The sequence below is a fragment of the Parabacteroides faecis genome (assembly GCF_014647375.1).
GTDB lineage: Bacteria > Bacteroidota > Bacteroidia > Bacteroidales > Tannerellaceae > Parabacteroides > Parabacteroides faecis.
In genome coordinates this window covers 96,501-120,372 of sequence record NZ_BMPB01000013.1, presented here as the reverse complement: position 1 = coordinate 120,372, position 23,872 = coordinate 96,501, and the positions used below count along the sequence as shown (strand labels likewise).

Sequence of the window (23,872 nt, the reverse complement as noted above, 5' to 3'; positions counted from 1 at the left end):
GATAAGAAGGATCCGGTAATGCCGAAATAATAAAGAAACAGTAAGTTGGGAAACAAAATTATTATTATCTTCGCCCCAAATTAACTACAAATAATTTAAAATTCATGAAGAAAAAAAGTTTAACATTATTAGTGGCTACAACCTTGGCCAGCAGTGTTCTATTTTCATCTTGCATCGGATCATTCGGCTTGACAAACAAACTATTGGATTGGAACAGAAATATCGACAGTAAGTTCGTCAACGAATTAGTATTTATCGCTTTCTGGATTGTCCCCGTTTATGAAATCTCAGCTCTTGCAGATATACTGGTTCTGAACTCTATCGAATTCTGGAGCGGAAACAATCCTGTTGCAGATGCAGGAACCGTAAAGACAATCAACGGAAAAGACGGTGTATATACTGTCGAAACCAAGAAAGACGGATATCATATCCAAAAAGAAGGTGAAGAAAAAGCAATCGACCTTGTATTCAACGAAACAGACAAGAGCTGGAGCGTGGAAGCCGATGGCGAAGCGACTAAACTGTTAAAGTTTACTGATAACGACGAAGTGGTCATGTATTTGCCGGACGGTAAAGAAATGAACGTAGAATTGAATCAGGCAGGCGTTCTGGCATTCCGTCAGGTAGTTGAAGGCTACTCTTATTACGCTGCTAAATAAAAATACAACACTTAAAATGGGAGACTGGTAATTGGTATGTACATATAATTACCGGCCTCCCATTTTCAATAAGATACTACCAACCTAAATAAATACAAATGAAACACTCGATTAAGAAAGCAATGCTCACCGGAGCATTCGGTTGCTTCCTTCTGGGTACTGCTTTTGCTGCTCATGCGACAGCCTCCCCGGATACGAAGCCGTACTGGCAGGACATTCAGGTCGTTGCCGTAAACAAAGAACTGCCGCGCAGCTCGTTCATGACGTATGGCGACCGTTCGACAGCTCTCACTTCCAGTTTTGAAAAGAGTCCCTACTATTCATTACTGAACGGAACCTGGAAATTCTATTTTGTAGATTCATACAAGGATCTTCCGGCAAATATCACTGACCCATCCACCAGCACAGCTTCCTGGGATGATATTACCGTACCGGGAAACTGGGAACTTCAGGGACATGGTACAGCCATCTATACCAACCATGGCTATGAATTCAAACCACGTAATCCGCAACCTCCGCTATTACCAGAAACAAATCCGGTAGGTGTTTACCGCCGCGACTTCGAGATCCCGGCAAACTGGGACGGACGCGATGTGTATCTGCATATCTCCGGAGCAAAATCGGGAGTTTATGTGTATGTCAACGGAAAAGAAGTAGGTTATAGTGAAGACTCCAAGAACCCGGCAGAGTTCCTGATCAATAACTATCTGCAACCGGGAAAAAATGTATTGACACTGAAGATATTCAGATGGAGTACCGGTTCTTATCTGGAATGCCAGGACTTCTGGCGTATCAGCGGTATTGAACGTGACGTATTCCTGTGGTCACAGCCCAAGATTGCGGTAAATGATTTCCGCGTGATCTCTACCCTGGACGATACGTACAAGAATGGTATCTTCAATCTGGCTGTAGACATCAAAAACCATACGAAAGAAGCAAAAGACATCACCGTATCTTACGAACTGCTGGATACAAAAGGTCAGACTGTTGCCACAGCAGATAATAAGCTGTGGGTCGGAGCTAACAGCATCAAGACTGCCTCTTTTGAAAAAAATTTAAATGACGTAGCTACCTGGAGTGCCGAACATCCGAACCTTTACAAGTTATTGATGACTGTAAAGGAAGATGGTAAAGTAACCGAAGTTATCCCGTACAACGTCGGTTTCCGCCGCATCGAGATCAAACCGATTGACCAGATCGCAGGTAACGGCAAACCGTACACCGTACTGTTGTTCAACGGACAACCGATCAAGTTCAAAGGGGTGAATATCCACGAACACAATCCCCTGACCGGTCATTATGTGACAGAGGAACTGATGCGTAAAGACTTCGAACTGATGAAAAAGAACAACATCAACTCGGTTCGTTTGTGCCACTACCCACAGGACCGCCGGTTCTATGAGCTTTGCGACGAATACGGATTGTATGTGTATGATGAAGCAAATGTCGAATCGCACGGTATGTATTACAGCCTGAGCAAAGGCGGTTCACTGGGTAACAACCCGGAATGGCTGTTGCCGCACATGGATCGTACAATGAATATGTATGAACGTAACAAGAACTACCCGTCAGTAACTATCTGGTCGCTGGGTAACGAAGCCGGTAACGGATATAACTTCTATCAGACTTACCTTTACCTGAAAAACAAAGAAAAAGGTTTGATGGACCGTCCGGTCAACTACGAACGTGCCCTTTGGGAATGGAATACGGATATGTATGTTCCTCAGTATCCGAGTGCCGGATGGCTGGAAGAGATCGGTGCAAAAGGCAGCGACCGTCCGGTTGCTCCGTCCGAATATGCTCACGCAATGGGTAACTCGACAGGTAACCTTTGGGGACAGTGGAAAGCTATCTACAAATATCCGAACCTTCAGGGTGGCTGGATCTGGGACTGGGTAGATCAGGGTATTCTTGTAAAAGACGAAAACGGAAAAGAGTATTATGCTTATGGCGGTGACTTCGGTAAAGATATGCCCAGCGACGGAAACTTCCTTTGCAACGGCCTCGTCAATCCGGACCGTACCCCGCATCCGGCAATAGCAGAAGTGAAATTTACGCATCAGAATGTCGGTTTCGAAGCTGTTAATGCAGCAACCGGTGTATTCAAGATCACAAACCGTTTCTACTTCACCAACCTGAAAGATTATATGATCACCTATACCGTAAAGGCCAACAACAAAGTAATCAAGAGTAATAAAGTTTCACTCGACCTGGCTCCGCAGGCTTCACAGGAAATCACTGTTCCTGTAGCCGATTTGAAACCACAGGCCGGTACCGATTATCTGGTTGACTTTGTCGTTACTTCCACAAAACAGGAAGGTGTTATTCCGGCAGGTTACGATATCGCACAGGATCAGTTCCGTTTGCCTATCGAAGCCGAAAAGGTAGCTTATAAGGCAGGTGGTCCTAAACTGACTGTATCTGAAGAGGGAGATAATGTAAAAGTAGCTTCTTCTAAAGTCAACTTCGTATTCGATAAAAAAGCTGGTGTCGTTACTTCTTATAAAGTAGGCGGAACAGAATATTTCAACGAAGGTTTCGGTATCCAGCCGAACTTCTGGCGTGCACCTAACGATAACGACTACGGAAGCGGTGACCCGAAACGTTTGGAAATATGGGAACTATCCAGCCGCAACTTCAACGTGACGAATGCTTCTGCCGAGATCGTCGACGGTAATGCGATCGTAAACGTCGATTATAAATTACCGGCCGGCAACCAGTTCCTGATCACTTACAAGATCTATCCTGACGGTGTTATGAATGTAGCTACTCATTTCACTCCGGCTCATCTGGATGGCGTGAAGATCGGTATTTCCGAAGCAACTGCCACGGCAACATTCTCCCCGGGTCGTGATAAGGTAAGCGGTCGCGACAAGATGGTCGTTCCCCGTATCGGTGTTCGTTTCCGTCTGCCGGTTACGATGGATCAGCTGGAATACTTCGGACGCGGTCCGCTGGAAAATTATTGGGACCGTAAAGCCGGTTACATGATCGGACAGTATAAGAGTACGGCTGAAGAGCAGTATTTCCCCTATGTTCGTCCGCAGGAAAACGGTCATCATTGCGATACCCGCTGGATCACTTTAGGCGGCAAAGGCAAGAACTTGTTGATCGTTGCCGACGATAAAATGGAATTTAATGCGATGCGTAATTCCGTGGAAGATTTCGATGCCGGAAAGACTACCAACCGTCCGTACCAGTGGAACAACTTCACACAGGAAGAGATCGACAACCGTCCGAACCTCGGCCCGTACGACAAACCTCGCCAGACACACATCAACGATATTACTCCGCGTAACTTCGTAGAAGTATGTGTCGACCTGAAACAACAGGGATTAGCCGGTTATGACAGCTGGTATTCTCGTCCGGAACCTGAATACACTTTACCTGCCGACCAGGAATACAAGTGGGGCTTCACTTTAATCCCGGCTTCAAATGCGAACAGTGCACAAAAGAAAGCGGGTTATAGCTACAAATAAATAAGTGCCAATATAAACAGGAAAGCGGTCTCCGATTAATGGGGCCGCTTTTTTATTTGCCATATCTACAATGTAAAGCCAAACCTCATCTGTGAATAAACGGGACACATCAACACAACAAAAGTTTTTCAAAATAATTTCTTCATTCCTTCATCTGTAGCTTAATCGATTGATTACCGATATATTACAATGAATGATTTTGGGACAGCATGAAGGTTATGATCTTTCTTTTGGAAAAACACTTCATATTTCTGCTTAAAGTCAGTACTATTCCGGTTGAATCTGTTCGGCAAAGAGTAGCATCTAAATAACAAACAACAAGTAAAGAACTAATTACTTATTACTCCGAAAGTTATTAACTTTCTATTGTTTGTCATCTGTCGAACGCTTATTCGACAGCAGTCTTCCAAGCGTTTGCCAACTGTCAAACAAGCGTCCGACAAATGGGAAACAGAAAAAGAGATATAATAACGGACCTAAGAGATTACCGGATGTATGCTAGAATACTATAAGTTTACAGACAATCCTTCGAAAGAAACCTACTCCTTTTACAGCATCGAATAATATCATCTATGAATAAAAAAAAATCAAAAATAAAGGAAGCATCCTTCATCTTAATTAAATACCTTCATCTATAAAGATTAATAATCAGCAAATTACGTAGCAGATGAAGGAATGAAGAAATTATTGTGAAAAACTTTTGTTGATATGTTTAAGATCACATCATGAAACTATATAAAGCCAGCCGTATATCCGAATAACGGAATATATACCCGGCAGAAAGTAGCCGGGCAGGATAAGCCTGCTGTCCTTTGGTGACCACCTCCGCACCTTCCCCATATACATATTGGAAAACTTTCCGGGGAATAGTCAACCATGCCGGACGATGCATCACCTCGGCGGTAACTTTTGTAAAAGCCCGGTTTGTCAAAGGTTGGGGAGCAACGAGATTCACGATTCCCGACAAATCCTTATGATCGATAATAAACTGAATGGCATGCAAAACATCTTCTATATGTATCCAGGAGAACCCTTGTTTTCCGGAAGCAATCTTTCCGCCGACAAAGAAACGGAACGGCAACAACATCTTAGGCAACGCGCCTCCGTCTTTCGCCAGAACAACCCCGAAACGTGCAATAACCAGCCGGATATCTCTCGATAACTTCTGCGCCTCATCTTCCCAACGGATACAGACATCAGCCAGGAAACCCGTTCCTTCCGACGTACTGCTCTCCGAATAAATACCCTTATCCGGATAAATACCGACGGCAGAAGCAGAGATGAACACTTCCGGCTTCACCTCCATCCCATTGATGATCGAAACCAATCGCCGGGTCGTATGGATACGGCTGTTCAGTATTTTACGCTTGGCTTTCCGGGTCCAGCGCTGGTTGATAGTAGCTCCCGCCAGATTGATTACGACATTGCATCCGGTCAGTGCCTGCCTCAGTTTCTCATCCGACCTCGAACGGAACATCGAATGTTTCAAAGGGACAACAACATTTCCTCCGACAGATAAAAACTCTGTCAGATGCCGTCCTATAAAACCTGAATTACCGCTGATTGCAATTCTCATCTCCTTCTTCATCTATTTATTATTCAATAATAAAACAAGAAGGATTGATTGTTTGTTGTAACTAATTGGATGACAATTGTATTAAAGGTTGTAATTCTTGTTCAAAAATATCTTTACTGATGATACGGTAATGCGGAGAGTAAGTATCTTCGAACACTTTACTGTGATGACCGACATATTCACCCCGGTTCAAACGGTCGTCGATCTCTTTCCTATCACTTTCATAGTCCGGCAAGGTAAGCTCCATCGAACGGATAATTGCTTCAATCCGGTTCCATTCTTTTTGCCATTCGGCAACGGTCACAGGCCGGATTCCGTTCACACTACGGATAAATGCATCAAAAAAGGTCTGGTAAGGAATTTGCCCGTTCTTTATGACGGACAGGTTTACCCGGTAGAAGTTGCCTTCCCAACCGGTCGGCTCTGCCAGTTCACCTTCTGTTTCCGTATAAGAAGCCATTTCACGGCGCAAATAATTTCCGGCAGCAGTCGTATCGCTGATAATATGTCCGGGACCGAACTTATCCTGAAAGAAATTCTTATACAGATCTTTCAGCGTCGATTTCGGATAAGCCTGCATCTGCCGTTCGACAGCCGTACGGACGGCTTTATCAAAATCAACCTTCTCCGCAGCGGAAACCCACAGGCAGAGAAGGCAGAAAAAGGATATAAGCAGATTTCGTTTCATGCTTATTTGATTACATCTTTTAAAGTATTATGCAATTCTTCACCTGTGATATTCTTGGCAATGATCACACCGTCAGGATCCAGCAAAACATTAGCCGGAATGCCACGGACACCATACAAGGCCGGTATTTCCGAATCCCAGTATTTCAGGTCGGATACATGCGTCCAGGTCAGGTTATCATCAGCAATGGCCTTCAGCCATTTATCTTTATTATTATCCAGGGAAATACCGATGATCGTGAAATTCTTATCCTTGTAATCCTGGAATGCTTTCACGACATTCGGATTCTCGCGACGGCAAGGAGGACACCAGGATGCCCAGAAGTCCAACAAAACATATTTACCACGGAAGTCGGACAAGGAAACAGCTACTCCAGCCGTATCCGGTAAAGAGAACTCAGGTGCCGTCTTACCGATCTGTACGTTTTCCAATTGACCGATGATGCCATCCAGATCCTTCACATAAGGACAGTTAGCCAAAGCCGGAGAGATTTTGGAACGAGTAGCCTTCAACTGATCCAGCGGTAGCTGATACGTAAAGTAACGGTACAGATAGAAAACGGCAGCCGGAGAGTCAGGATATTTGCTGATCAGGCTATCGATATCGAACCCGTTCTCAAAGACCTTGCTCTGGTTCTCCTGGAAAATCACATTAACAGGAGAATTCTGAACGATAATTGTCTCACCGTCATTACCGATCGTTACATCCATAGTAGTGTTCTCAACAAAGAGTTGTACCGGATAATTCATATCCTCGGTAGCCAGACCATACAACAGAGGCTGGTCTACTTCACCTTTGAAGGTAAATTTACCATCCTTGATCTCGGCTGTATCCACATCAAAGAACATTTTATTACGGAAGGATTTCAGATAGATCTTGCCATCAGGCATATTCTCCACTACTCCGTTTATTACATAACCTTTGGGTGTTTCCTGACAGCTAGCCAACAGGAACAACGCCATAACCATCATTACAAATTGCTTCATTTTTGCTTTGTTTATTGTTTAGTATCGGGATGATGATATCTTCCTTTCTTCAGGGTAATCTTACCATATTCGATGGCACGAACCGGACAGCGATGGATACAAGCGACACATTGTACACAGGTATCAGACCAGACAGGTCTCCCGCCGGTCAGCGTAATCGTTCCGGTCGGACAAACCCGCTCACACAGGCCGCATGAGATACAGTCATCCGTCACCCGAAAAGAATTCTTCCCTATGGCAAAGTTAGTAAAAAGAGGATATATCCAGTAGCTTTTCAGTCCCGGCAGGCTTCCTTTCTTGTATAAATTAACGTTTTTACCATCCCGAATAGCGGCAACAATAGCATCGACAGCCGAAGGGGCGTCTTTCAGTTTCTCTTGTTCCACCTCTTTGCTATCGACATCGAAACCCGGTAACAGGATATAATTGTTCGGCATAATGACAGAGTAACTATCGGTCAGTATAAGACCTTTCTTTTTCAGTACTTTCCGCATTATATCATCCGTATAGCCACATTCGTCGCCACAGGTTGAGATAGAATAAACCGGTTGTTTATCGTATCCGGTCAGCTTCAAACCAGAGATAAAGCGAGTTACAGGAACAGCTGGTCCCCAGGAATGCACCGGGTAAACGAACAGCACTTTCTCGTCTTCCCTGAGCGGACAGACAAATTCCTTTTTACCTGTTTTTAACTCCTCTGCTATCGAAACAACAGGCTCTCCCAAAGCAATGCCCAAAGCATTCGCAACCCAACGGGAGTTCCCGGTTCCTGAAAAGTAAAATATCATACGTGTATTTCTTATTTGGTTACAAATGTAAATATAATTCAGAATTAATGCCTTATCTTTGTCAGATAAGAAAACCTAAAGCAAGCAATTATGAATACAACGGAATTAAATTTACGGAAACAAAATCTTATTGAACTCGTCGGCTCTTCTGATGAAGAAGTAATTTACGAGATCGAAAAATGTATTGAAGAAAGAAAAAGCAGATCTAACATTCATTCAAATAAGGCATATTCTATCCCTGCAAATGATAACAATACATTAGCAGAACCCAAATTCAATACTCGGTACGGACATCGTTTTACACAAGAGGAACTGATAGCAACAGTCAACAAAGCTTATCAGGAAGCACAAAACGGCGAATGTATCAGTAATGAGGAAATGCATAAAGAAATGGAAGCATGGCTAAAAGAATAAGATGGGTATTAACTTCGCAGTCCGATATTAAACAAATTGCACGCTTCTACACTCCCCTAAGCCAACCATATACAACTAAGCTCATCCAGTTACTTATGGCTTCTGTAGACTTACTGGAAACAAATTCCCAATTAGGTTTTGTAGAGCCATTGCTGGAAAGTTGTCCTGTTTGTTATCGCTCACTTGTTGTCGGATATTATAAAATTATTTACTGGATTGACAGAGAGATTATTTACATAGCTCATATATTCGATTGCAGACAGTCACCGGACAAGTTGAAAGAAATAACTGGAATATAAAATATAATTCAGAATTAATACCTTATATTTGTCATGCTAGTAAACCAAATAAGAAATATTATGACTACAATGGAATTAAATTTACGGAAACAATGTTTCACCGAGTTCATCCTCTCGATGAGTGAAGAGGAGTTTACAGAGTTGGAGAATTATGCAAAAACTTTACAGCAAAGGAAACTTACATCTAAAAGTAAACCATATCCTTGGGCTGTATCTGAAGAAGAATTAACCTCATGTGTCAGAGAAGCAAGAGAAGATGTTCTGTATGGACGTTGCATTTCGGATGAAGATTTAACTGAAGAGATGAAAAAATGGTAAAACTGGCATGGACTACTTGTGCCAGGAAACAATTAAAGAATATCAAACTATATTACAAAGACATAGCAAGTGAGACTGTTGCTATGTCTATTATCCTGCAAATTCAGCAAACGGCACAACGATTGATCAATCAACCTTATCTAGGTAAGATAGAAACTGCGTTAGTAAATGAACCTGAAGGCTTTCGCTCTATTATCGAAGGAAACTATAAAATAGTCTACTGGATTGATAAAAATACGATACGTATTATTACTGTATTTGATACCAGACAAGCTCCCGAGAAATTGAAGAGCTTGATCAATTCATAAAAAGAAATCCCCGGAAAGCAAATACCGGGGATTCTTTATTATATACTTTACATCTCCACATCCCAAACCCCGGCACTCTTCTCTAACTCCACAAGCGCTGTACAATAATTGAACAAAGTCTCTATATATTGTGCCTGCACATCATCATACGTCCGTTGGGCATCCAGGACCTCCAGCAGGGAGACTTCTCCCCGGTTATAGCTATAGATCTTCCCGTCGATCACTTCCTGGGCTGCATGAAGCATGCCATTCTCATAATGACTGACCTGCACCGTCAAAGACTGATAACTGCGGTAAGCCTGCATCACTTCCGTCTGTACCTGTAATAAAGCCTGCTGATACTGCGTTTCCGCCTGCTGTTCACGGAAACGGGCTGCACGCACCGCCCCTTTATTAAAGTTGGAAAACTTCAGGGGAATAGCGATCCCCGCTGTCACCCCCGTAAAGGGAGGAGCCGGAGCTTCTTCATTATGTACCCGGGCATTCTTGCTTACAGCGATGGAAAGGTCTACATCCGTATTCCGTTCCCGCCGTGTCACTTTCAGGGCACGGGCAGCTACTTCCTTATTCTTCAGGGCAGCCACCAGATCGGCACGGTTGATGGAAGCAGTAGAGATCAGGTCGGCAAGCACAAAATCGCGGGATGACAGATGCAGCGAAGCCTCCGGAATATATAAGGTATCCCGGGCAACCGAACCGGTCAGCAGGTTCAGATTAGAGAAAGCGTTATGCAAATCAGTTTCCGCCTGTAATAATTCATTCTTCAGGATACCAGCCTCCAGACGGCTTTGCGTAGCATCGATCTCCATAATCTTCCCTAAAGTGAAACGAACACTGTCACTTTCCGCCAACTGGCGGATATTCTCATAAGCATTCTGCTTCACCTTATACAATTCATATTGTTTCAACGCCTCCAGGTAAGAGACCGTAGCATCGGCACGCAGGTTGCGGAAGTAATCGGCAAGGAGCGCCTTTGTCAATTCACTTTCACTCCGGGCAAGGGCTATATTCGCTCCCCGTTTCCCGAAAGAAAACGTTTTGCTCAGTTCTACCTCTACTCCTTCTCCCATCTGCAAGCTTCCGTTCTCATTATTGAAATACGATACGGAAAGGTTCGGGTCGTTGAAGACTTTCGAAGCAACGACCTCCGCTTCGGAAACATCCATATTCAGACGTTCGGCTGCATACTCCAGGTTCCCTTCCGTTACCTTCTCCATATAATTGCGGTAAGAGAGGGGAACCATCTGCTGGGCACTCCCTGCCAAACTTCCGGCAAGCAGGCACATAGTAATATATTGTCGCATATCTTTTATTCTTTTTATCTGCAATTTCTAATTTATTTAAGCTGTCGGCTCTTCCGAATTAACAGCTCCCGCATCTTCATCTAAATAGTGCTTTTCCACCAGATAATACAAAGCAGGAAGTACATAAAGCGTAATAACGGTCGCAAACAGCAGCCCATAGACAATCACCGTTGCCAGCGGACGCTGCACATCGGAACCGATACCTGTACTCAAGGAAGCTGGTAACAATCCCAATACAGCTACCGTTGCCGTCATCAGGATCGGACGGAAACGGTGTTTCGCCCCGGTAATAATGGACTGCTTGAAACCCCGGTCGCGGCTACGCAGGTTATTGATATGGGAGATCATAATCACACCATTCTGAATCGCCACACCGATCAACGCAATAAAACCGACGGCAGAAGACACATTCAGCGTCATCCCCCGCACATTCAACGCCAACATGCCGCCGAAAAGAGCCAAAGGAACCACGCACATCATCAAAGCTGCCTGACGGAACTTTCCACAGGCGGCAAACAGCAACAACAGCATGATACCTAAAGCCAGAGGCACGACTGCCGCCAAACGTTTATAGGCACGGTTCTGATTCTCGAACTGTCCTGCCCATTGCAGATGAACGGTATCATGATTATAGGATACCTCTTTGTCGATCAGCCGGTTCGCCTTATTCAGAAACTCGGTCAGGTCAACGCCACGCAGGTTGATATGGATAGTCAGATGGCGTTTGTTCATCTCACGGGAAATGGTACTGGCACCGGTTGTCATTTTCACCTCTGCCACCTGCGAAAGCGGTATCTTCGCTCCTGCCCCGTTAGTAAGCAACAGATTACCGATACTTTCGGGCGTATCACGACTGGCATCGTCAAAACGGCAGATCACGTCGTAACTTTTGCTTCCGACAAATATCTGTGAGATAGCCTTTCCTCCGATCGCCAGCTCGATCATATCGGCTACATCGGAAAAGTTCAGTCCGTATTGCGCGATACGGTCACGGTCGGCGACTATTTGCAACTGAGGTAACGGCGGTTCCTGGTCAATAGCTACGTCAGCAGCTCCGGGAATCGCACGCAGTACATTTACCACTTTGTCGGCTATATGGCGGGTATCGGTAATATCATCGCCATAGACTTTGATTGCCAGGTCACTATGGGCACCGGCTATCTGGTCCATTACCATATCGATGATCGGTTGCGAGAAGCTGACAGTATAGCCGGGCATGGTCGACAACGTTTCCGACATTTCCTCGATCAGGTCTGCCTTTGTCTTGCCGAACTTCCAGGTGTCGTAGGGTTTCAGACCTACTCCGCATTCGATATGGGAAAGAGAGAAAGCCTCTGCTCCCTCATCATCACGACCTACCTGGGTCATTACATAAGAGACTTCATCAAACTGTTTCACCGCTTTACGCAACTCCGCTCCCATCTCTTTCGACTTCTCGATCGAAATACCCGGAGGCAACTGCACCTGAATCCAGATAGCTCCTTCATCAAGCGGCGGCAGGAAGTCTTTTCCAACCGTATAACTCAAGACACCGGCAGCAACCAGTATAACCAATAACGGCAGTAATACCCGCTTAGGTTTATCCAGCAAAGCGACGATCTGTCTGTGATAGATCTCTCCCAACTTCTCCAGCCAGCGGTTATGATATATCTTACGCGGTTTGCGATAAGCATAAAAAGCCAGTCCCGGTATCAGGAACAAAGCGACAGCCAGAGCACCCAACAAAGCATATCCTACGGTGTAAGCCATCGGCGTAAACAGTTTTTTTTCGATATGTTCGAAAGCAAACAGGGGAAGATAAGCCGTTATGATAATTAATGTAGAGAAAAAGATCGGACGGGCAACTTCTGTCGTACGGCGCAGGATGGAATCTTCAGTCAGTATCTCGTCCGGATGCCGTTCGCGCTTCTTCAGGATAGTTTCCATCATCACGATCGCTCCGTCCACCAAAATACCGAAATCGATAGCACCCAACGAAAGCAGGTTGGCAGGAATATCCGTCAGGTGCATCAGGATAAAGGCGATCAACAAGGATAACGGAATGGTAAGTGCTACCAATAAAGCGCCACGCCAGTTCCCTAAAAACAGGATCAGAACCAACACCACCAGCACCATTCCCTCGAACAGTGTGTGGGATACGGTATGCAAGGTCATATCAACCAAATTCGTACGATCCATAAAGACATGCAGGCGGGTTCCTTCAGGTAGGGTCTCATTATTCAGTTCGTCCACAGCCAGATGCACACCTTCCAGCACCTTAGACGGATTCTCGCCGCGAAGCATCTGAACAATACCTTCCACACCATCCGAATGATCACGCACGCCGTCGAAGAAACCCAGTACGCCCTTGCGTTCCAGATTCCCGTACTTCAATGTTCCCAGATCGTCGAGATAGACAGGTATACCATTCTCGGTTTTGATAACAATACGCCCCAGGTCTGTCAGGTCTTTTACCAGACCGATACCACGGATCACGTAACTCAGGTCGCCCCGACTCAACATGCTGCCGCCGGCATTTACGTTATTTTTTTCGATCTTCTCGGTGATATCGCCCAATGTCACATTATATTGTTCCATCTTATGTGGATTCACTTCTATCTGATACTGTGTAGTAATACCGCCATAGTTACTGACATCGGCAACCCCTGTCACTTGTTTCAAACGGGGAATGATCACCCACTTATGCAGGTCGGTCAGCTCACGCAGATCCAGCCGGTCACTTTCCAGTACATACCGGAAAATCTCGCCGGTAGGTGAAGTCAGCGGGTTCAATCCCGGAACCGCATCGTAAGGTAGTTCCACGTCGACCAGACGTTCCTGCACACGCTGGCGTGCCCAGTAATCGTCGATACCGTCGTCGAACACCAGCACGACAGTAGACAGTCCGAAGGTATTCTTACTTCGCATCACATTCAGCCCCGGCATGCCGTTCATCGCCCTCTCGATAGGGATACTGATCTGTTGTTCGATCTCTTCGGCAGCCAGTCCGGGAACCTGTGTTACAACCTGTACGGTGGTATCGGCAATATCCGGATAGGCGTCAATCGCCAGGTTCGTCCACGAATAATATCCTACTACGGCAAGAAACAGGAATAGCACGAACATCAGACCCCGCCGATGTATCGCCATATAAATTATCTTCTTCATAGGATCTACCGGGCATCAAGTAAATAAAAAGCTCCCGTACTTACAATCGTATCTCCGGGTGTCAGTCCGGAAAGAATCACCGTCTTGCCGTCTTCCGTAACAGAAGTAGAAACTTTCTGTTTCCGGTAACAATTATTACCCAGAGCAAGCAAAACATAAGCACTCTCCTCTTCCTGCAGAATAGCCGAAGTCGGGATACGGATCACCTCCGTACTGCGGTCGCACAATTTGACCGTCCCATACATAGCCGGTTTCATCAGACGCGAACTGTTATCACATTCGATCAAAACCTCTACCGAACGGGTGTCTTCGTCCAGCATTTCACTGACATGATAGATCTTTCCTGAAAACGGCTGGTCAGGCATAGCCAGCAAACGGACTTCAACACTGTCGAGTGCCTGTATCATCCCCATATCCTTTTCTTTCACATGGGCAGCGACCCATACTTTACTCAGGTTAGCTATCACCGCCACCGGTTCGGCATCTTCCTTGATATACTGGCCGATCACGATACGGTCGGTCACGATCTCACCTGCTATCGGTGAACGAACGATCAGAGGTTGTCCCAGCACCAGTTCGTCCGGCTCTATCTGGAACACCTTCAGGGCGGCTACCGCATTCTCATAATCTTTTTTCTTCAGTTCGTAATTGACTTCCGCCTCCTCCAGTTCTTTCTGTACGCCGACTTTGTTCTGCAACAGGTCCTTTTCACGTTTCAGGCTTTTCAGAGCCAGTTCCATCTCTTGCTTGGCCTGGTAATATGCCTTCCCTGTTTCAAAGAAATCCGGCGAACTTATCTCAAAAACCGGACTTCCGGGTATTACCTTCTGTCCCAGGCGTACGAATGATTTGGATATACGTCCGGCAAAAGGAGAAGCGATCTCCGCATAATTGGACGGAATAGCCTTCACGACACCGGAAGTGGTAAACTCCAGGCGGTAAGATTCTTTCTTTACAACGTCGGTTTTCAACCGGGATAAGATAGGTGATTTATCCCCTATTTGTATCGTGTCGCCATGCAAAGTTACAGCAATAGCAACCTCATCGTCCTGTTTATTATGGTTACAGGAACATAATACCATTGCCGGAAGCAATAGTAATAGTAATTGTTTCATATTGATTTTCTTGTATTAAATAATTCTGTTTTTCGTTACTGGTAAATTATTTAATACAGAAAGGAGGGGCACGAAGATTGATGTTACGTACAAGACGTACAGGGGTTATATACTTGTGTTGTTGAATAAACACGGCAAGAAGTACCCAAGCTGTTGCCAATGCAAAACACAAGGCAGCGGCTTCCAACATAATATCATCCAATTCCTGGATCGTATTGAAAGCAGTCGAGCTATGTGTATGATGAGGCAAACCGTCCGCTCCCGGCAGGAAGGGATGGGAATGGGTAATAGAATAGGTCGGGAAATAATGGGTATGGGTAAACGCAGTACCACCTACATAGTAACTCATAAAGAGTACTACCAGCAGATATTTCGCTATAGCCATACAGATTGATTTCACACGCTCCCGATTTGGTTACAAAGGTATCTATTTATTTTGGTAATACTTTTACAAATGTGTAACGATTCTGTTATTATTTCCCGTATTTCATTTGGTACACGTTGATTTTATCCATTAATTTGTAATACTTAAAACAAACACTGATATGAAAAGGACTATACTTCTCTTTGCGACCATGGCCTGTATGACCATATCATCTCTTCCGGCACAGGATGCCACCGTAAACAAAATCATAGAAACCGCACGAACGGACAACCGGGTCATGAACCATCTGGATATTCTGACCAACCGTTTCGGCGGACGCCCGATCGGCTCCGATGCGTACGACAACGCCACCGAATGGGTAGCCTCCAAGTTCAAAGAATGGGGACTGGAAGTTGAACTGCAGGAAGCTGGCACACTGCCGATAGGCTTCAACCGCGGACCGTGGTTCGGCAAGCTACTCGGCGAGAATGGCATGGATCTGCACTTTGTTACCCCCTCCTACACCTCCGGCACAAAAGGTCTCCAACGGGGACACGTCTTGATGGAACCTCTTACACAAGCCGAGTTCGACCGGATGAAAGGCCAGTTGAAAGGTGCCTGGGTATTGGTAAACGGTAAAAGTAACGGCTGGCCTATCAACACCTCGGAAGTAGCCGACTATCAGCGTGCCGGTACCATTGCAGAAAACAACACAATTGCTCAAAAGAACCAGGAGATTATGAGAGATAATTGGGAAAATAAAAAGAACACCTCATTGCTACCTCTCAACGAAGAAGAGCCCGCTCTTTTCTACAAGGAGATGTGCGAAGCTGGTGTCTTAGGCTTTATCCAATCGGCTCCTGTTCCACTCCGTGCACTTTATGATAAGAACGTCGTATTCGATCAGGAAATGACAATAGAAAAACTCCCGACAGTTCCCGATATTAAGCTAGATGAACATCAATATGCCACCATTAAACAGATGGTAAAAGAACGCCGTTCTTTCATGCTCGAATTCGATATACGTAACCATTTCCGTCTGGGACCGGTAAAATATTACAATGTAATAGGTTCCATCAAAGGAAGCAAATATCCCGGAGAATATGTTATGTTAAGCGGCCACCTCGACTCTTTTGATGTGGGAACAGGCGGTGTAGACGATGGTTCGGGTGTTACTCCTGTTATGGAAGCAGCCCGCCTGGTCGCTACTTCCGGAGCCAAACCCAAACGTACCATGCTATTCTGTGCCTTTGCCGGTGAAGAATTTGGTCTGCTGGGTGCTACAGCCTGGGTGAAAGGGAATCCGAAGAAACTGGAAAAGATATCCAACCTCTTCAACCGTGATGGCGGTCCTACTCCTCCGGTCGGGATCAGTGTACCTAAAGCAATGTATGATGATTTTGTAAAGATATGCGAACCTATCCAAAAGATCGATCCGGAATATCCGTTCGAAGTCAAAGAAGCAGCTCCCCGCAAACAACCGAAAACACCGGGTGGTACGGATGCTTCAGTCTTCGCTATCGAAGGTGTTCCGACCATAGGCTTTATGGAAAAGGATATAAAAGGGTACAACTTCAGCTACGATGAAATATGGCATACGGAACGTGACTTATACACTAAGAGCATTCCTGAATACCAGGAACATGCAGCGACTGTTATGGCTATCGTCGGACTGGGAGTAGCTAACCTCGACCATCAATTGTCACGCGAAGGATTATATATTAAAGAAGAATAAAAGAAAATCAAGCAACCCTGTTAAACAAGTAAGGCAGACGCCCCTGGGCATCTGCCTTATCTCTTTTACGGTTATAAACCTTTTTCGATACATGCACCCGGTTATGACTGACCGGACGTCCGTGATTCTCCAGTTCCGCTTCGCGGCTTCCTTTACGGTTCGCCTTGATGTACTCGTCCAGCGGAGAGACTTTCTTTTTCTTCTTCATAGCTGTATTCTTTTACGGCTACAAAGATACAATTATTTTTCCGGATATTGTCTCTTCGGATTTTTAGGGAACCATCCTTTCAATACACGCTCCTCTTGTTCGAACACTTCCTTGATCGTCCAGAACGAAGAGAAAGCAAATACCCCGCAGATAGCAGATACAAAAACACTTTCGATCAATAAGGAAGCAACCGTTCCGGCAATTCCTAAAAGAAGGAATATCCACCAGCATTTGGTTCCCCAATAGTATTCCGCTTTAACAACTATCGGATGAAATAATCCGATTATCAGAAAAGTAACGATCCCAATCAGTAGCCCGTCAAAATTTATCATCTCCATATTTGTATTGTTTAATATAAAACAGACAGGTCGGTTTGTCTGTTTAGACAAAGATACAAAAATTAAATACTCGTCCTGATAAATTGTATTTATCGGACAATAATTAAAACAAAAAAGGCACTCCCGGAAAGGAATGCCTTTTTGCATATATTGCTATACAATAAAATCTTATTGAGCCTGGGCAGGAGCTTCTGCCGGAGTTTCTTCTTCAGCCGGAGCATTAGCCGATGGCTGTGCTGTTCCGAAATTAGGAGCTACCGTATTCGGGTCGATTGTAACAGCTTCATTTACCTGTTTTTTGATTTCAGATTGCGTAGTAGTTGTTGCTCTGGGAATAAATGCTGTAATAACGATACTACATACAATAACAAAACCCGCCAGGCCCCATGTTGCTTTTTCCAAAAAGTCTGTGGTTTTACGTACACCCATAATTTGGTTAGATGAAGAGAATCCCGAAGCCAGACCTCCCCCCTTTGAGTTCTGGATCAATACTATCAGGATCAGAAGTATTGAAGCGATCAGGATTAGAATAGAAATAAATACGTACATTTTAGTTTTATTTTTTAGTGTTAATAATCAATTTTTCCAAAAATCTAATTTGGTCTGCAAAGTAAGCATTTTTTTCTGGATAATTCAAATATAAGTTTTTAATAATTTGCAAAGCCTTCTCATACCGTTTCTGTTTAACATAAATATGAGCTAAAGTCTCGGTAAAATAAGAATCATCGTCCAACGAACGAGGTTGCTCACTCTCCTCTTCTTTCAACGGAGTCAGGGAAGAGAGATCATCCGACTGCAGAGTTAGTGACAAACCGCTACCCGGTGCTCGTTGTTCGTCGTTTTTAATGAAAGAATCGATCAGATCATGATGCTGAAGTCTGGCAGCCGGCTCCTCTTCCACCGGTGTCTCATCTTTGGATAACGACCAATAAATATAATCCGACGATACGGATGGTTGAAACAATAAACTCTCATCTGCCGGTTGTTGTTCCCCCTCGCTCTCACGATCAGCCAGAAAGGCTTCTATTAAAGAGAAAGAATCCGCAGCGGATGTCTCTTCCTTATCCGATGCTGTTCTAAACGCCATGCCATAACGTTCTCCTTCGATCAATGTAAATAATTTTCTTCTATCCGGTATATAAACTGCCATCCTTTTCAATTCTGCGGCAAAACGTATATCGTTCAATACAGCCAGATTCTTCAGGTAAAGCATCCGGGCTATATGAAAATAGGGATATTCATCCACTATCTGACGCAACGGGGAAAGTGTCTCCTTCGTCAACAGAGAGGGATCTTCTATCAATAGATATAAGTCTGCAGCTTTCATAATTTTACCAATTGGCTACGGTTGCATTATAAATCTGGTCCGTCAACTCATCGACAATCTCCGTACATAACTCAGCCTGTACATCCTGCAACATCCGGGTCGCATCGAACTCGCGATAAGCCGAAAAGCTCTGTTCGAAATCTTCCTCCGGATTTGTCCGGTTAGAATATCGGACACGCACAGTGATCGTCAACTTCGTCTGGGATGACCAGGCATCTTCCTTGACAGCCATCGGAGTCAATTCATAACCGGTAATCTCACCTTCCAGATCCAGATCACCATTGTTATTGACCATCTGAAGGCGTGTCTGACGGATATAAATATCCTTCAATGCTTCGGTAAACTCCTGCGATAACGGAGGATACACCAAAGGAGCCTGGTTCGGGAAATCCTTGACAGTAATTGTTTTTACTTTCGTATAGTCAATCGAAGCTCCGTTGAACTTATAGGAAATAGAACAAGCCGTTACTATTACCCCTATCATCAGACAGAGCCAGATCACATTCTTTTTCAACATATTATTCCAAATTATATTCTTTAATCTTTCTGTAAAGAGTACGTTCTGATATTTTCAGGTCGGCCGCCGCATTCTTCCGGCGTCCGTTATGTTTTTCCAACGCCTTACGGATCATATCTTTCTCAACATCTTCCAACGAAAGTGTCTCTTCTTCCTCTACCGCTTCCGCTTCCTGGATCGGTGCCGAATGTACCGGATGGATCGGATGTGCATAAGTAGTCTCGTCGGCTACCGGCATAGGCATTTTTCCTCCCATGATATCGTGAACCAGCTTTTTCAGTTCATTGACATCGTTCTTCATATCGAAAAGTACCTGGTAAAGTATCTCGCGTTCACTGTTGAAAAACTTCTGGTCGCTCTCCTGTTTCTTAACCAGCACCGGATATTTTTCCACATTCAGATCCGGAAGATACAAACGCAGCACGCTGGCTGTAATATCACGGTTTTCCTCGATCACAGAAATACGTTCCGTTATATTCTTCAACTCGCGAACGTTTCCCGGCCAGCGGTAAGAGGTCAGCAACTGGCGTGCCTCTTCATCCAACCGGATCGGCGGCATTCGATATTTCTCGGCACAGTCTCCTGCGAATTTACGGAACAGCAGGATGATATCCTCCGGACGTTCGCGCAGCGGCGGTATCTGGATAGGTACCGTATTCAAACGATAATACAGATCTTCACGGAATTTCCCGTCTGCCACAGCCTGCACCAGGTTCACATTAGTTGCAGCGACAATCCTCACATTGGTTTTCAGCACTTTCGAAGAACCGACCTTAATAAATTCGCCGGTCTCGAGAACACGCAACAAACGGGCTTGCGTCGGAGTGGGCAACTCCCCTACTTCATCCAGAAAAATAGTTCCTCCGTCGGCTACTTCAAAATACCCCTTCCGGTCTGCCAACGCTCCGGTAAAAGATCCTTTTTCATGTCCGAACAATTCGGAGTCTATGGTACCTTCCGGAATAGCCCCACAGTTCACGGCTATATACTGACCATGTTTACGCGGACTATTCTGATGTATGATCTGAGGAAAAGTTTCTTTACCGACACCACTTTCTCCCGTAATAAGCACAGACAAATCAGTCGGAGCCACCTGGAGAGCGACATCGATTGCCCTATTCAGGCCAGGGCTATTTCCTATAATTCCAAAACGCTGTTTTATTTGCTGGACGTCAACCTTAATCATCATATCTATTGAATATCTGTAATTATTTCAGTTTGTCTGCCAAAATTACAAATCTTAATTCAAATTCCAGCTATCAAGAGTGGATTCTATCAGCGGATTCTTATTTTTTAGCACCATAAGTACGGTTGAATAGAAATTCAGCCAGTGCCGTATCATCCGTAAAATTCTTTATTTCGTCAGGCGAAATAGGTTCACCAACATACACATCAACTGTTTTCCCCCGTTTGTTAAAAGCCTCGGCAGGAATACGCAAAGTACGTATCTTCCAACTGATACTACCCAGCCAGTAAAAGAAGCGGGAATTTAAAAAATCAAAATAAACGGGATATATCGGAACATTAGCTTTGCGGATCAGACGGATCACGCTGTGTGTCCAGGGAAGATCATGGATTCCCTTGTCTTCCTTATTATAAAAAGAAATCGCCCCAGCCGGAAAGAACCCCATCGGATGCCCTTCTTTCAGGCGTTGTAAAGAATAGCGTACGCCATTTATATTAGCCGGGTTCGGACCATTGCCGGTAGAATCGGGTAGGACTGAAACAAAATTATCCTTCATGGCACCGATCTTTACCAGGATCTCGTTCACCATAACTTTAAAGTCCGGACGACGGGCTGCCATGATATCGATCAGTATAATACCATCGACCGAACCTATCGGATGATTCGATATTGTTATAAATGCCCCTTCTGGCAAATGATCCAATATTTCCGCATTATGCAATTTATACTTGATATCGATCAGGGGGTCATTCAGTAATGCAGTAGTAAACGCTGATCCACGCAAATGGCAGTTATTGGCATGTACCTTATTTACCTTGTCAACACTTAACCATTTAATCAGTAATTTGCCAAGGAAGGTGCCTATACGGCTTCTGAAGAACGGGGCAGCTTCCTGCAAATCATTAATGTCTACTACGCTCTTTTTCATATTCTATTTATTCAATAAACGATGCGCACATTTTTTCGTGTTTGCGCATCGACATGAGCAATACAAAATTCAATACGATTATTTCATACAGGAAATAAACCCAGACCTCACCTACCAACACAACGATAAACATAACGATCGTACGTCCGTTAAATGTCAGCAAATCTATATAACGCATTAAGTCACGACTTTGTTTACGAAAAGCAACCCGTACATTTTCCGGAATATCATCCCCGTATTTGGCATGAAGACTCTGTAACATACGCTGCAAAGAAGGAGTGGCTTTCACCTGAAGTAAAGTATATCCCCTGTAAAGAAAATAAAATGTTTTATTGATACCCAGTTTCATCTCTTTATGACGGGCTATCACCTGCTCCAGAGACTGGAATTCTGCCCCCTTATCCTTACTGATGAAATAAAGGTGTAATGTTTTATAATAATCGGTTATATTCGCCTGTACCAGATGGGATAAGCCGGAAATAACGGCTAAAGCGAAAAACCAGTAAGTACCATATTCGTGAGATAAACGGAGAGCAAAACCGACATAGATAGAAGCAAACCAGATATCACCGGCAAATCCGTCAAGTATTCGCCCGATAGCAGACTTAATGCCGGTCAGACGTGCCAGTTGACCGTCTACGCAGTCGAGTATATTAGCAAAAATCAATAATAAAATACCACAGATATTATAAACCAGATTATCATGATAAAACATGAAACCGACGGCCGCTCCTACAAATATGGAAATGACCGTCACCATATTCGGGGTAATACCCGTGCCACGCAACATACGAGCGATACGGAAACCGATCGGACGATAAAACGCCCGGTCAACCACATTTTCTGTTTCTATCGATTTCAGTGATGCTTCGTATTCTTTATCCAAATTACTCATCGATCTATTATTTATACGAATATCCGCCGTCTACAACGACCACTTCGCCATTAAAATAACTATTTTCTATTAACATCTTATACACTTCGGCCAACTCTTCCGGATCACAAAAACGTCCTAAAGCAACCTTGTTCTCTATATTCCTCCGTATCTCGGCCGGTTTAGTCTTCTGCCATTCGGTATCGACAAACCCGGGAGCAACTGCGTTCACACGCAACTCATAAGGTGTCAGGAATTTGACCATATTCTTTACCAAAGCATGCACAGCACTTTTGGTTACCCCGTAAGCCAGAGAAACCGAATGCGGCTGAATACCCATCAAAGAACCGGTAAAGACCACACTGCCCCCTTTATTGATCAATTGAACAATACGTTGTAATAAGAATACAGGGAAATGTACATTCGCAAAAAAGACCCGTTCCCAATCTGCAAGCGACAAGTCTTCAAATGAATCGCGACAAGTCAGTCCTGCATTAAAGACAACAGCATCCAACAGCAAATTATTCTCCCGCAAATAAGCATCTATTTTATCAATGGATTCTTTCTTTGTTATATCAGCCTGTAGTACAGACACGTTGATCCCGAATTGCTGCCGCAAACAGTCTTGTGTTTGTTCGGCTTTTTCCGGATCAGAGGCATAAGTAAGCACAAGGTCATACCCGGCTTTTCCCAGACAGAAAGCCACCGCTTTACCTATACCCTTCGTACCACCGGTAATTAAAGCACACTTTTCCATGAGTTCTTTTTATTCTTCCCCTTTTCCCTTTACAGTAGCAGGTTTAGCATGTCGTTGATATTTCAGGTTCTCTTCGTAGGAATCATGAATCGTTTTCTTCAAATTAGATGAAGATACGCCGGTTCCATATGGGAAATAGAAAACCTGTACACCTAAATCTTTCAGATAATCGTATTTGCCGAACCAGTCGTCACCAACCACGAAAGCATCGATATTCAACTTCTTTACAATTTCTGTATGATCCAACGTATGCTGCGGTATGACAATATCCGGAGTTTTCAACGCTTCAATGATTTGAAGACGTTCATTGAACGGGATAATGGGATTCGCTTTATAGGAAGAAACCAGTTCGTCCGTGCTTACTCCTACGATAAGGATATCAGCCAGACTACGAGCATAATTGATCATCCGGAGATGATTATAATGAAACATATCGAATGTTCCGGAAGTATATACGATCGTTTTATCTTTAAACATAATTCATGTTGCAATTTTGAACCACAAACTTACGCAAACTTTTCCTATCAAAAAAAGATTGAAGTCAAAAAGCGCAATAT

The 23,872-nt window shown here is 44.3% G+C and carries 25 protein-coding genes; 7 read left to right on the top strand and 18 right to left on the bottom strand.

Features of this window, described 5'->3' with window-relative positions:
- The first annotated feature begins 104 nt into the window (after positions 1 to 104).
- Both IEY67_RS18835 and IEY67_RS18830 read left to right on the top strand, forming a co-directional pair.
- The gene (locus tag IEY67_RS18835) at positions 105 to 659 is read left to right on the top strand and encodes a DUF3332 domain-containing protein (protein WP_122352946.1); all 555 of its coding nucleotides are present in this window, start codon (positions 105 to 107) and stop codon (positions 657 to 659) included.
- 98 nt (positions 660 to 757) lie between these two features.
- On the top strand, positions 758 to 4,138 hold the full coding sequence (locus IEY67_RS18830) for a glycoside hydrolase family 2 TIM barrel-domain containing protein (protein ID WP_183670818.1): 3,381 nt from the start codon (positions 758 to 760) through the stop codon (positions 4,136 to 4,138).
- Positions 4,139 to 4,856: 718 nt separating this feature from the next.
- Here the strand turns inward: IEY67_RS18830 and IEY67_RS18825 are convergent.
- From IEY67_RS18825 to IEY67_RS18810, 4 genes are read right to left on the bottom strand one after another with little or no spacing between them, the layout of a single operon-like run.
- Positions 4,857 to 5,726 carry a TIGR01777 family oxidoreductase gene (locus tag IEY67_RS18825; protein WP_229801130.1) on the bottom strand — a complete coding sequence of 290 codons (870 nt, stop codon included), beginning with the start codon at positions 5,724 to 5,726 and terminating at the stop codon, positions 4,857 to 4,859.
- A gap of 49 nt (positions 5,727 to 5,775) precedes the next feature.
- Positions 5,776 to 6,402, bottom strand: coding sequence for a hypothetical protein (locus IEY67_RS18820; protein ID WP_183670820.1), 627 nt, complete (start codon positions 6,400 to 6,402; stop codon positions 5,776 to 5,778).
- A 2-nt stretch (positions 6,403 to 6,404) separates the two neighbouring features.
- Positions 6,405 to 7,388, bottom strand: coding sequence for a TlpA disulfide reductase family protein (locus tag IEY67_RS18815; protein ID WP_122374049.1), 984 nt, complete (start codon positions 7,386 to 7,388; stop codon positions 6,405 to 6,407).
- Between the two features lie 11 nt (positions 7,389 to 7,399).
- A complete protein-coding gene (locus tag IEY67_RS18810) occupies positions 7,400 to 8,176 on the bottom strand; it encodes an EFR1 family ferrodoxin (protein WP_183670822.1) in 777 nt (258 codons plus the stop codon).
- A 90-nt stretch (positions 8,177 to 8,266) separates the two neighbouring features.
- Between IEY67_RS18810 and IEY67_RS18805 the strand changes: the two genes are divergently transcribed.
- From IEY67_RS18805 to IEY67_RS18790, 4 genes are read left to right on the top strand one after another with little or no spacing between them, the layout of a single operon-like run.
- Positions 8,267 to 8,590: a hypothetical protein gene (locus IEY67_RS18805; RefSeq protein ID WP_183670824.1), complete on the top strand. Its 324-nt coding sequence runs from the start codon at positions 8,267 to 8,269 to the stop codon at positions 8,588 to 8,590.
- Positions 8,575 to 8,889: a type II toxin-antitoxin system RelE/ParE family toxin gene (locus tag IEY67_RS18800; protein WP_183670826.1), complete on the top strand. Its 315-nt coding sequence runs from the start codon at positions 8,575 to 8,577 to the stop codon at positions 8,887 to 8,889. The genes IEY67_RS18805 and IEY67_RS18800 overlap by 16 nt, the downstream gene beginning before the upstream one ends.
- Positions 8,890 to 8,949: 60 nt before the next feature.
- Positions 8,950 to 9,207 carry a hypothetical protein gene (locus IEY67_RS18795; protein ID WP_183670828.1) on the top strand — a complete coding sequence of 86 codons (258 nt, stop codon included), beginning with the start codon at positions 8,950 to 8,952 and terminating at the stop codon, positions 9,205 to 9,207.
- Entirely contained in the window at positions 9,201 to 9,515 is a 315-nt protein-coding gene (locus tag IEY67_RS18790) for a type II toxin-antitoxin system RelE/ParE family toxin (protein ID WP_183670830.1), read from the top strand. Before IEY67_RS18795 ends, IEY67_RS18790 begins: the two co-directional genes overlap by 7 nt.
- A 47-nt stretch (positions 9,516 to 9,562) precedes the next feature.
- Here the strand turns inward: IEY67_RS18790 and IEY67_RS18785 are convergent, their stop codons facing one another.
- From IEY67_RS18785 to IEY67_RS18770, 4 genes are read right to left on the bottom strand one after another with little or no spacing between them, the layout of a single operon-like run.
- Entirely contained in the window at positions 9,563 to 10,819 is a 1,257-nt protein-coding gene (locus tag IEY67_RS18785; RefSeq protein WP_122374046.1) for a TolC family protein, read from the bottom strand.
- A gap of 36 nt (positions 10,820 to 10,855) precedes the next feature.
- The gene (locus IEY67_RS18780; protein ID WP_183670832.1) at positions 10,856 to 13,966 is read right to left on the bottom strand and encodes an efflux RND transporter permease subunit; all 3,111 of its coding nucleotides are present in this window, start codon (positions 13,964 to 13,966) and stop codon (positions 10,856 to 10,858) included.
- Between the two features lie 5 nt (positions 13,967 to 13,971).
- Entirely contained in the window at positions 13,972 to 15,081 is a 1,110-nt protein-coding gene (locus IEY67_RS18775; RefSeq protein WP_183670834.1) for an efflux RND transporter periplasmic adaptor subunit, read from the bottom strand.
- 46 nt (positions 15,082 to 15,127) lie between these two features.
- Complete coding sequence (locus IEY67_RS18770; RefSeq protein ID WP_221267787.1) at positions 15,128 to 15,466, bottom strand: DUF8478 family putative metalloprotein; 339 nt, start codon at positions 15,464 to 15,466, stop codon at positions 15,128 to 15,130.
- Positions 15,467 to 15,626: 160 nt separating this feature from the next.
- Here IEY67_RS18770 and IEY67_RS18765 point away from each other — a divergent pair, with 160 nt between their 5' ends.
- Positions 15,627 to 17,180 (top strand): M28 family metallopeptidase, encoded by a 1,554-nt coding sequence (locus tag IEY67_RS18765; RefSeq protein WP_183670836.1) that lies wholly within the window; start codon positions 15,627 to 15,629, stop codon positions 17,178 to 17,180.
- Between the two features lie 7 nt (positions 17,181 to 17,187).
- On the opposite strand, the gene IEY67_RS18760 is transcribed toward IEY67_RS18765, so the two are convergent.
- The 10 genes from IEY67_RS18760 to IEY67_RS18715 form a co-directional block, all read right to left on the bottom strand.
- The gene (locus tag IEY67_RS18760) at positions 17,188 to 17,388 is read right to left on the bottom strand and encodes a hypothetical protein (RefSeq protein WP_122352934.1); all 201 of its coding nucleotides are present in this window, start codon (positions 17,386 to 17,388) and stop codon (positions 17,188 to 17,190) included.
- A 32-nt stretch (positions 17,389 to 17,420) separates the two neighbouring features.
- Complete coding sequence (locus tag IEY67_RS18755) at positions 17,421 to 17,726, bottom strand: DUF4491 family protein (RefSeq protein WP_010802445.1); 306 nt, start codon at positions 17,724 to 17,726, stop codon at positions 17,421 to 17,423.
- Between the two features lie 168 nt (positions 17,727 to 17,894).
- Positions 17,895 to 18,275 carry a preprotein translocase subunit SecG gene (gene secG / locus IEY67_RS18750; protein ID WP_122352933.1) on the bottom strand — a complete coding sequence of 127 codons (381 nt, stop codon included), beginning with the start codon at positions 18,273 to 18,275 and terminating at the stop codon, positions 17,895 to 17,897.
- Positions 18,276 to 18,282: 7 nt separating this feature from the next.
- The gene (locus tag IEY67_RS18745; RefSeq protein WP_122352932.1) at positions 18,283 to 19,053 is read right to left on the bottom strand and encodes a DUF8458 domain-containing protein; all 771 of its coding nucleotides are present in this window, start codon (positions 19,051 to 19,053) and stop codon (positions 18,283 to 18,285) included.
- Between the two features lie 4 nt (positions 19,054 to 19,057).
- Positions 19,058 to 19,570 carry an LptE family protein gene (locus IEY67_RS18740; RefSeq protein WP_122352931.1) on the bottom strand — a complete coding sequence of 171 codons (513 nt, stop codon included), beginning with the start codon at positions 19,568 to 19,570 and terminating at the stop codon, positions 19,058 to 19,060.
- A gap of 1 nt (position 19,571) precedes the next feature.
- Positions 19,572 to 20,756, bottom strand: a complete 1,185-nt coding sequence (locus IEY67_RS18735) for a sigma-54 interaction domain-containing protein (RefSeq protein ID WP_122353100.1) — start codon at positions 20,754 to 20,756, stop codon at positions 19,572 to 19,574.
- A gap of 100 nt (positions 20,757 to 20,856) precedes the next feature.
- Entirely contained in the window at positions 20,857 to 21,684 is an 828-nt protein-coding gene (locus IEY67_RS18730; RefSeq protein WP_122352930.1) for a lysophospholipid acyltransferase family protein, read from the bottom strand.
- Between the two features lie 7 nt (positions 21,685 to 21,691).
- Positions 21,692 to 22,579 (bottom strand): CDP-alcohol phosphatidyltransferase family protein, encoded by an 888-nt coding sequence (locus IEY67_RS18725; RefSeq protein ID WP_122352929.1) that lies wholly within the window; start codon positions 22,577 to 22,579, stop codon positions 21,692 to 21,694.
- A gap of 7 nt (positions 22,580 to 22,586) precedes the next feature.
- Positions 22,587 to 23,315 carry an SDR family NAD(P)-dependent oxidoreductase gene (locus IEY67_RS18720; protein WP_122374040.1) on the bottom strand — a complete coding sequence of 243 codons (729 nt, stop codon included), beginning with the start codon at positions 23,313 to 23,315 and terminating at the stop codon, positions 22,587 to 22,589.
- A 9-nt stretch (positions 23,316 to 23,324) separates the two neighbouring features.
- Entirely contained in the window at positions 23,325 to 23,792 is a 468-nt protein-coding gene (locus IEY67_RS18715) for an FAD synthase family protein (RefSeq protein WP_007658908.1), read from the bottom strand.
- Between the last annotated feature and the right edge of the window lie 80 nt (positions 23,793 to 23,872).

Coding starts and splice junctions, on each gene's coding strand:
- IEY67_RS18830 (WP_183670818.1), top strand. CDS start 758: ATGAAACACTCGATTAAGAAAGCAATGCTCACCGGAGCATTCGGTTGC.
- IEY67_RS18715 (WP_007658908.1), bottom strand. CDS start 23,792: ATGTTTAAAGATAAAACGATCGTATATACTTCCGGAACATTCGATATG.
- IEY67_RS18800 (WP_183670826.1), top strand. CDS start 8,575: ATGGCTAAAAGAATAAGATGGGTATTAACTTCGCAGTCCGATATTAAA.
- IEY67_RS18815 (WP_122374049.1), bottom strand. CDS start 7,388: ATGAAGCAATTTGTAATGATGGTTATGGCGTTGTTCCTGTTGGCTAGC.
- IEY67_RS18785 (WP_122374046.1), bottom strand. CDS start 10,819: ATGCGACAATATATTACTATGTGCCTGCTTGCCGGAAGTTTGGCAGGG.
- IEY67_RS18720 (WP_122374040.1), bottom strand. CDS start 23,315: ATGGAAAAGTGTGCTTTAATTACCGGTGGTACGAAGGGTATAGGTAAA.
- IEY67_RS18780 (WP_183670832.1), bottom strand. CDS start 13,966: ATGAAGAAGATAATTTATATGGCGATACATCGGCGGGGTCTGATGTTC.
- IEY67_RS18730 (WP_122352930.1), bottom strand. CDS start 21,684: ATGAAAAAGAGCGTAGTAGACATTAATGATTTGCAGGAAGCTGCCCCG.
- IEY67_RS18725 (WP_122352929.1), bottom strand. CDS start 22,579: ATGAGTAATTTGGATAAAGAATACGAAGCATCACTGAAATCGATAGAA.
- IEY67_RS18795 (WP_183670828.1), top strand. CDS start 8,950: ATGACTACAATGGAATTAAATTTACGGAAACAATGTTTCACCGAGTTC.
- IEY67_RS18745 (WP_122352932.1), bottom strand. CDS start 19,053: ATGAAAGCTGCAGACTTATATCTATTGATAGAAGATCCCTCTCTGTTG.
- IEY67_RS18755 (WP_010802445.1), bottom strand. CDS start 17,726: ATGGAGATGATAAATTTTGACGGGCTACTGATTGGGATCGTTACTTTT.
- IEY67_RS18810 (WP_183670822.1), bottom strand. CDS start 8,176: ATGATATTTTACTTTTCAGGAACCGGGAACTCCCGTTGGGTTGCGAAT.
- IEY67_RS18775 (WP_183670834.1), bottom strand. CDS start 15,081: ATGAAACAATTACTATTACTATTGCTTCCGGCAATGGTATTATGTTCC.
- IEY67_RS18765 (WP_183670836.1), top strand. CDS start 15,627: ATGAAAAGGACTATACTTCTCTTTGCGACCATGGCCTGTATGACCATA.
- IEY67_RS18735 (WP_122353100.1), bottom strand. CDS start 20,756: ATGATTAAGGTTGACGTCCAGCAAATAAAACAGCGTTTTGGAATTATA.
- IEY67_RS18740 (WP_122352931.1), bottom strand. CDS start 19,570: ATGTTGAAAAAGAATGTGATCTGGCTCTGTCTGATGATAGGGGTAATA.
- IEY67_RS18820 (WP_183670820.1), bottom strand. CDS start 6,402: ATGAAACGAAATCTGCTTATATCCTTTTTCTGCCTTCTCTGCCTGTGG.
- IEY67_RS18825 (WP_229801130.1), bottom strand. CDS start 5,726: ATGAAGAAGGAGATGAGAATTGCAATCAGCGGTAATTCAGGTTTTATA.
- IEY67_RS18760 (WP_122352934.1), bottom strand. CDS start 17,388: ATGAAGAAGAAAAAGAAAGTCTCTCCGCTGGACGAGTACATCAAGGCG.
- secG (WP_122352933.1), bottom strand. CDS start 18,275: ATGTACGTATTTATTTCTATTCTAATCCTGATCGCTTCAATACTTCTG.
- IEY67_RS18770 (WP_221267787.1), bottom strand. CDS start 15,466: ATGGCTATAGCGAAATATCTGCTGGTAGTACTCTTTATGAGTTACTAT.
- IEY67_RS18805 (WP_183670824.1), top strand. CDS start 8,267: ATGAATACAACGGAATTAAATTTACGGAAACAAAATCTTATTGAACTC.
- IEY67_RS18835 (WP_122352946.1), top strand. CDS start 105: ATGAAGAAAAAAAGTTTAACATTATTAGTGGCTACAACCTTGGCCAGC.
- IEY67_RS18790 (WP_183670830.1), top strand. CDS start 9,201: ATGGTAAAACTGGCATGGACTACTTGTGCCAGGAAACAATTAAAGAAT.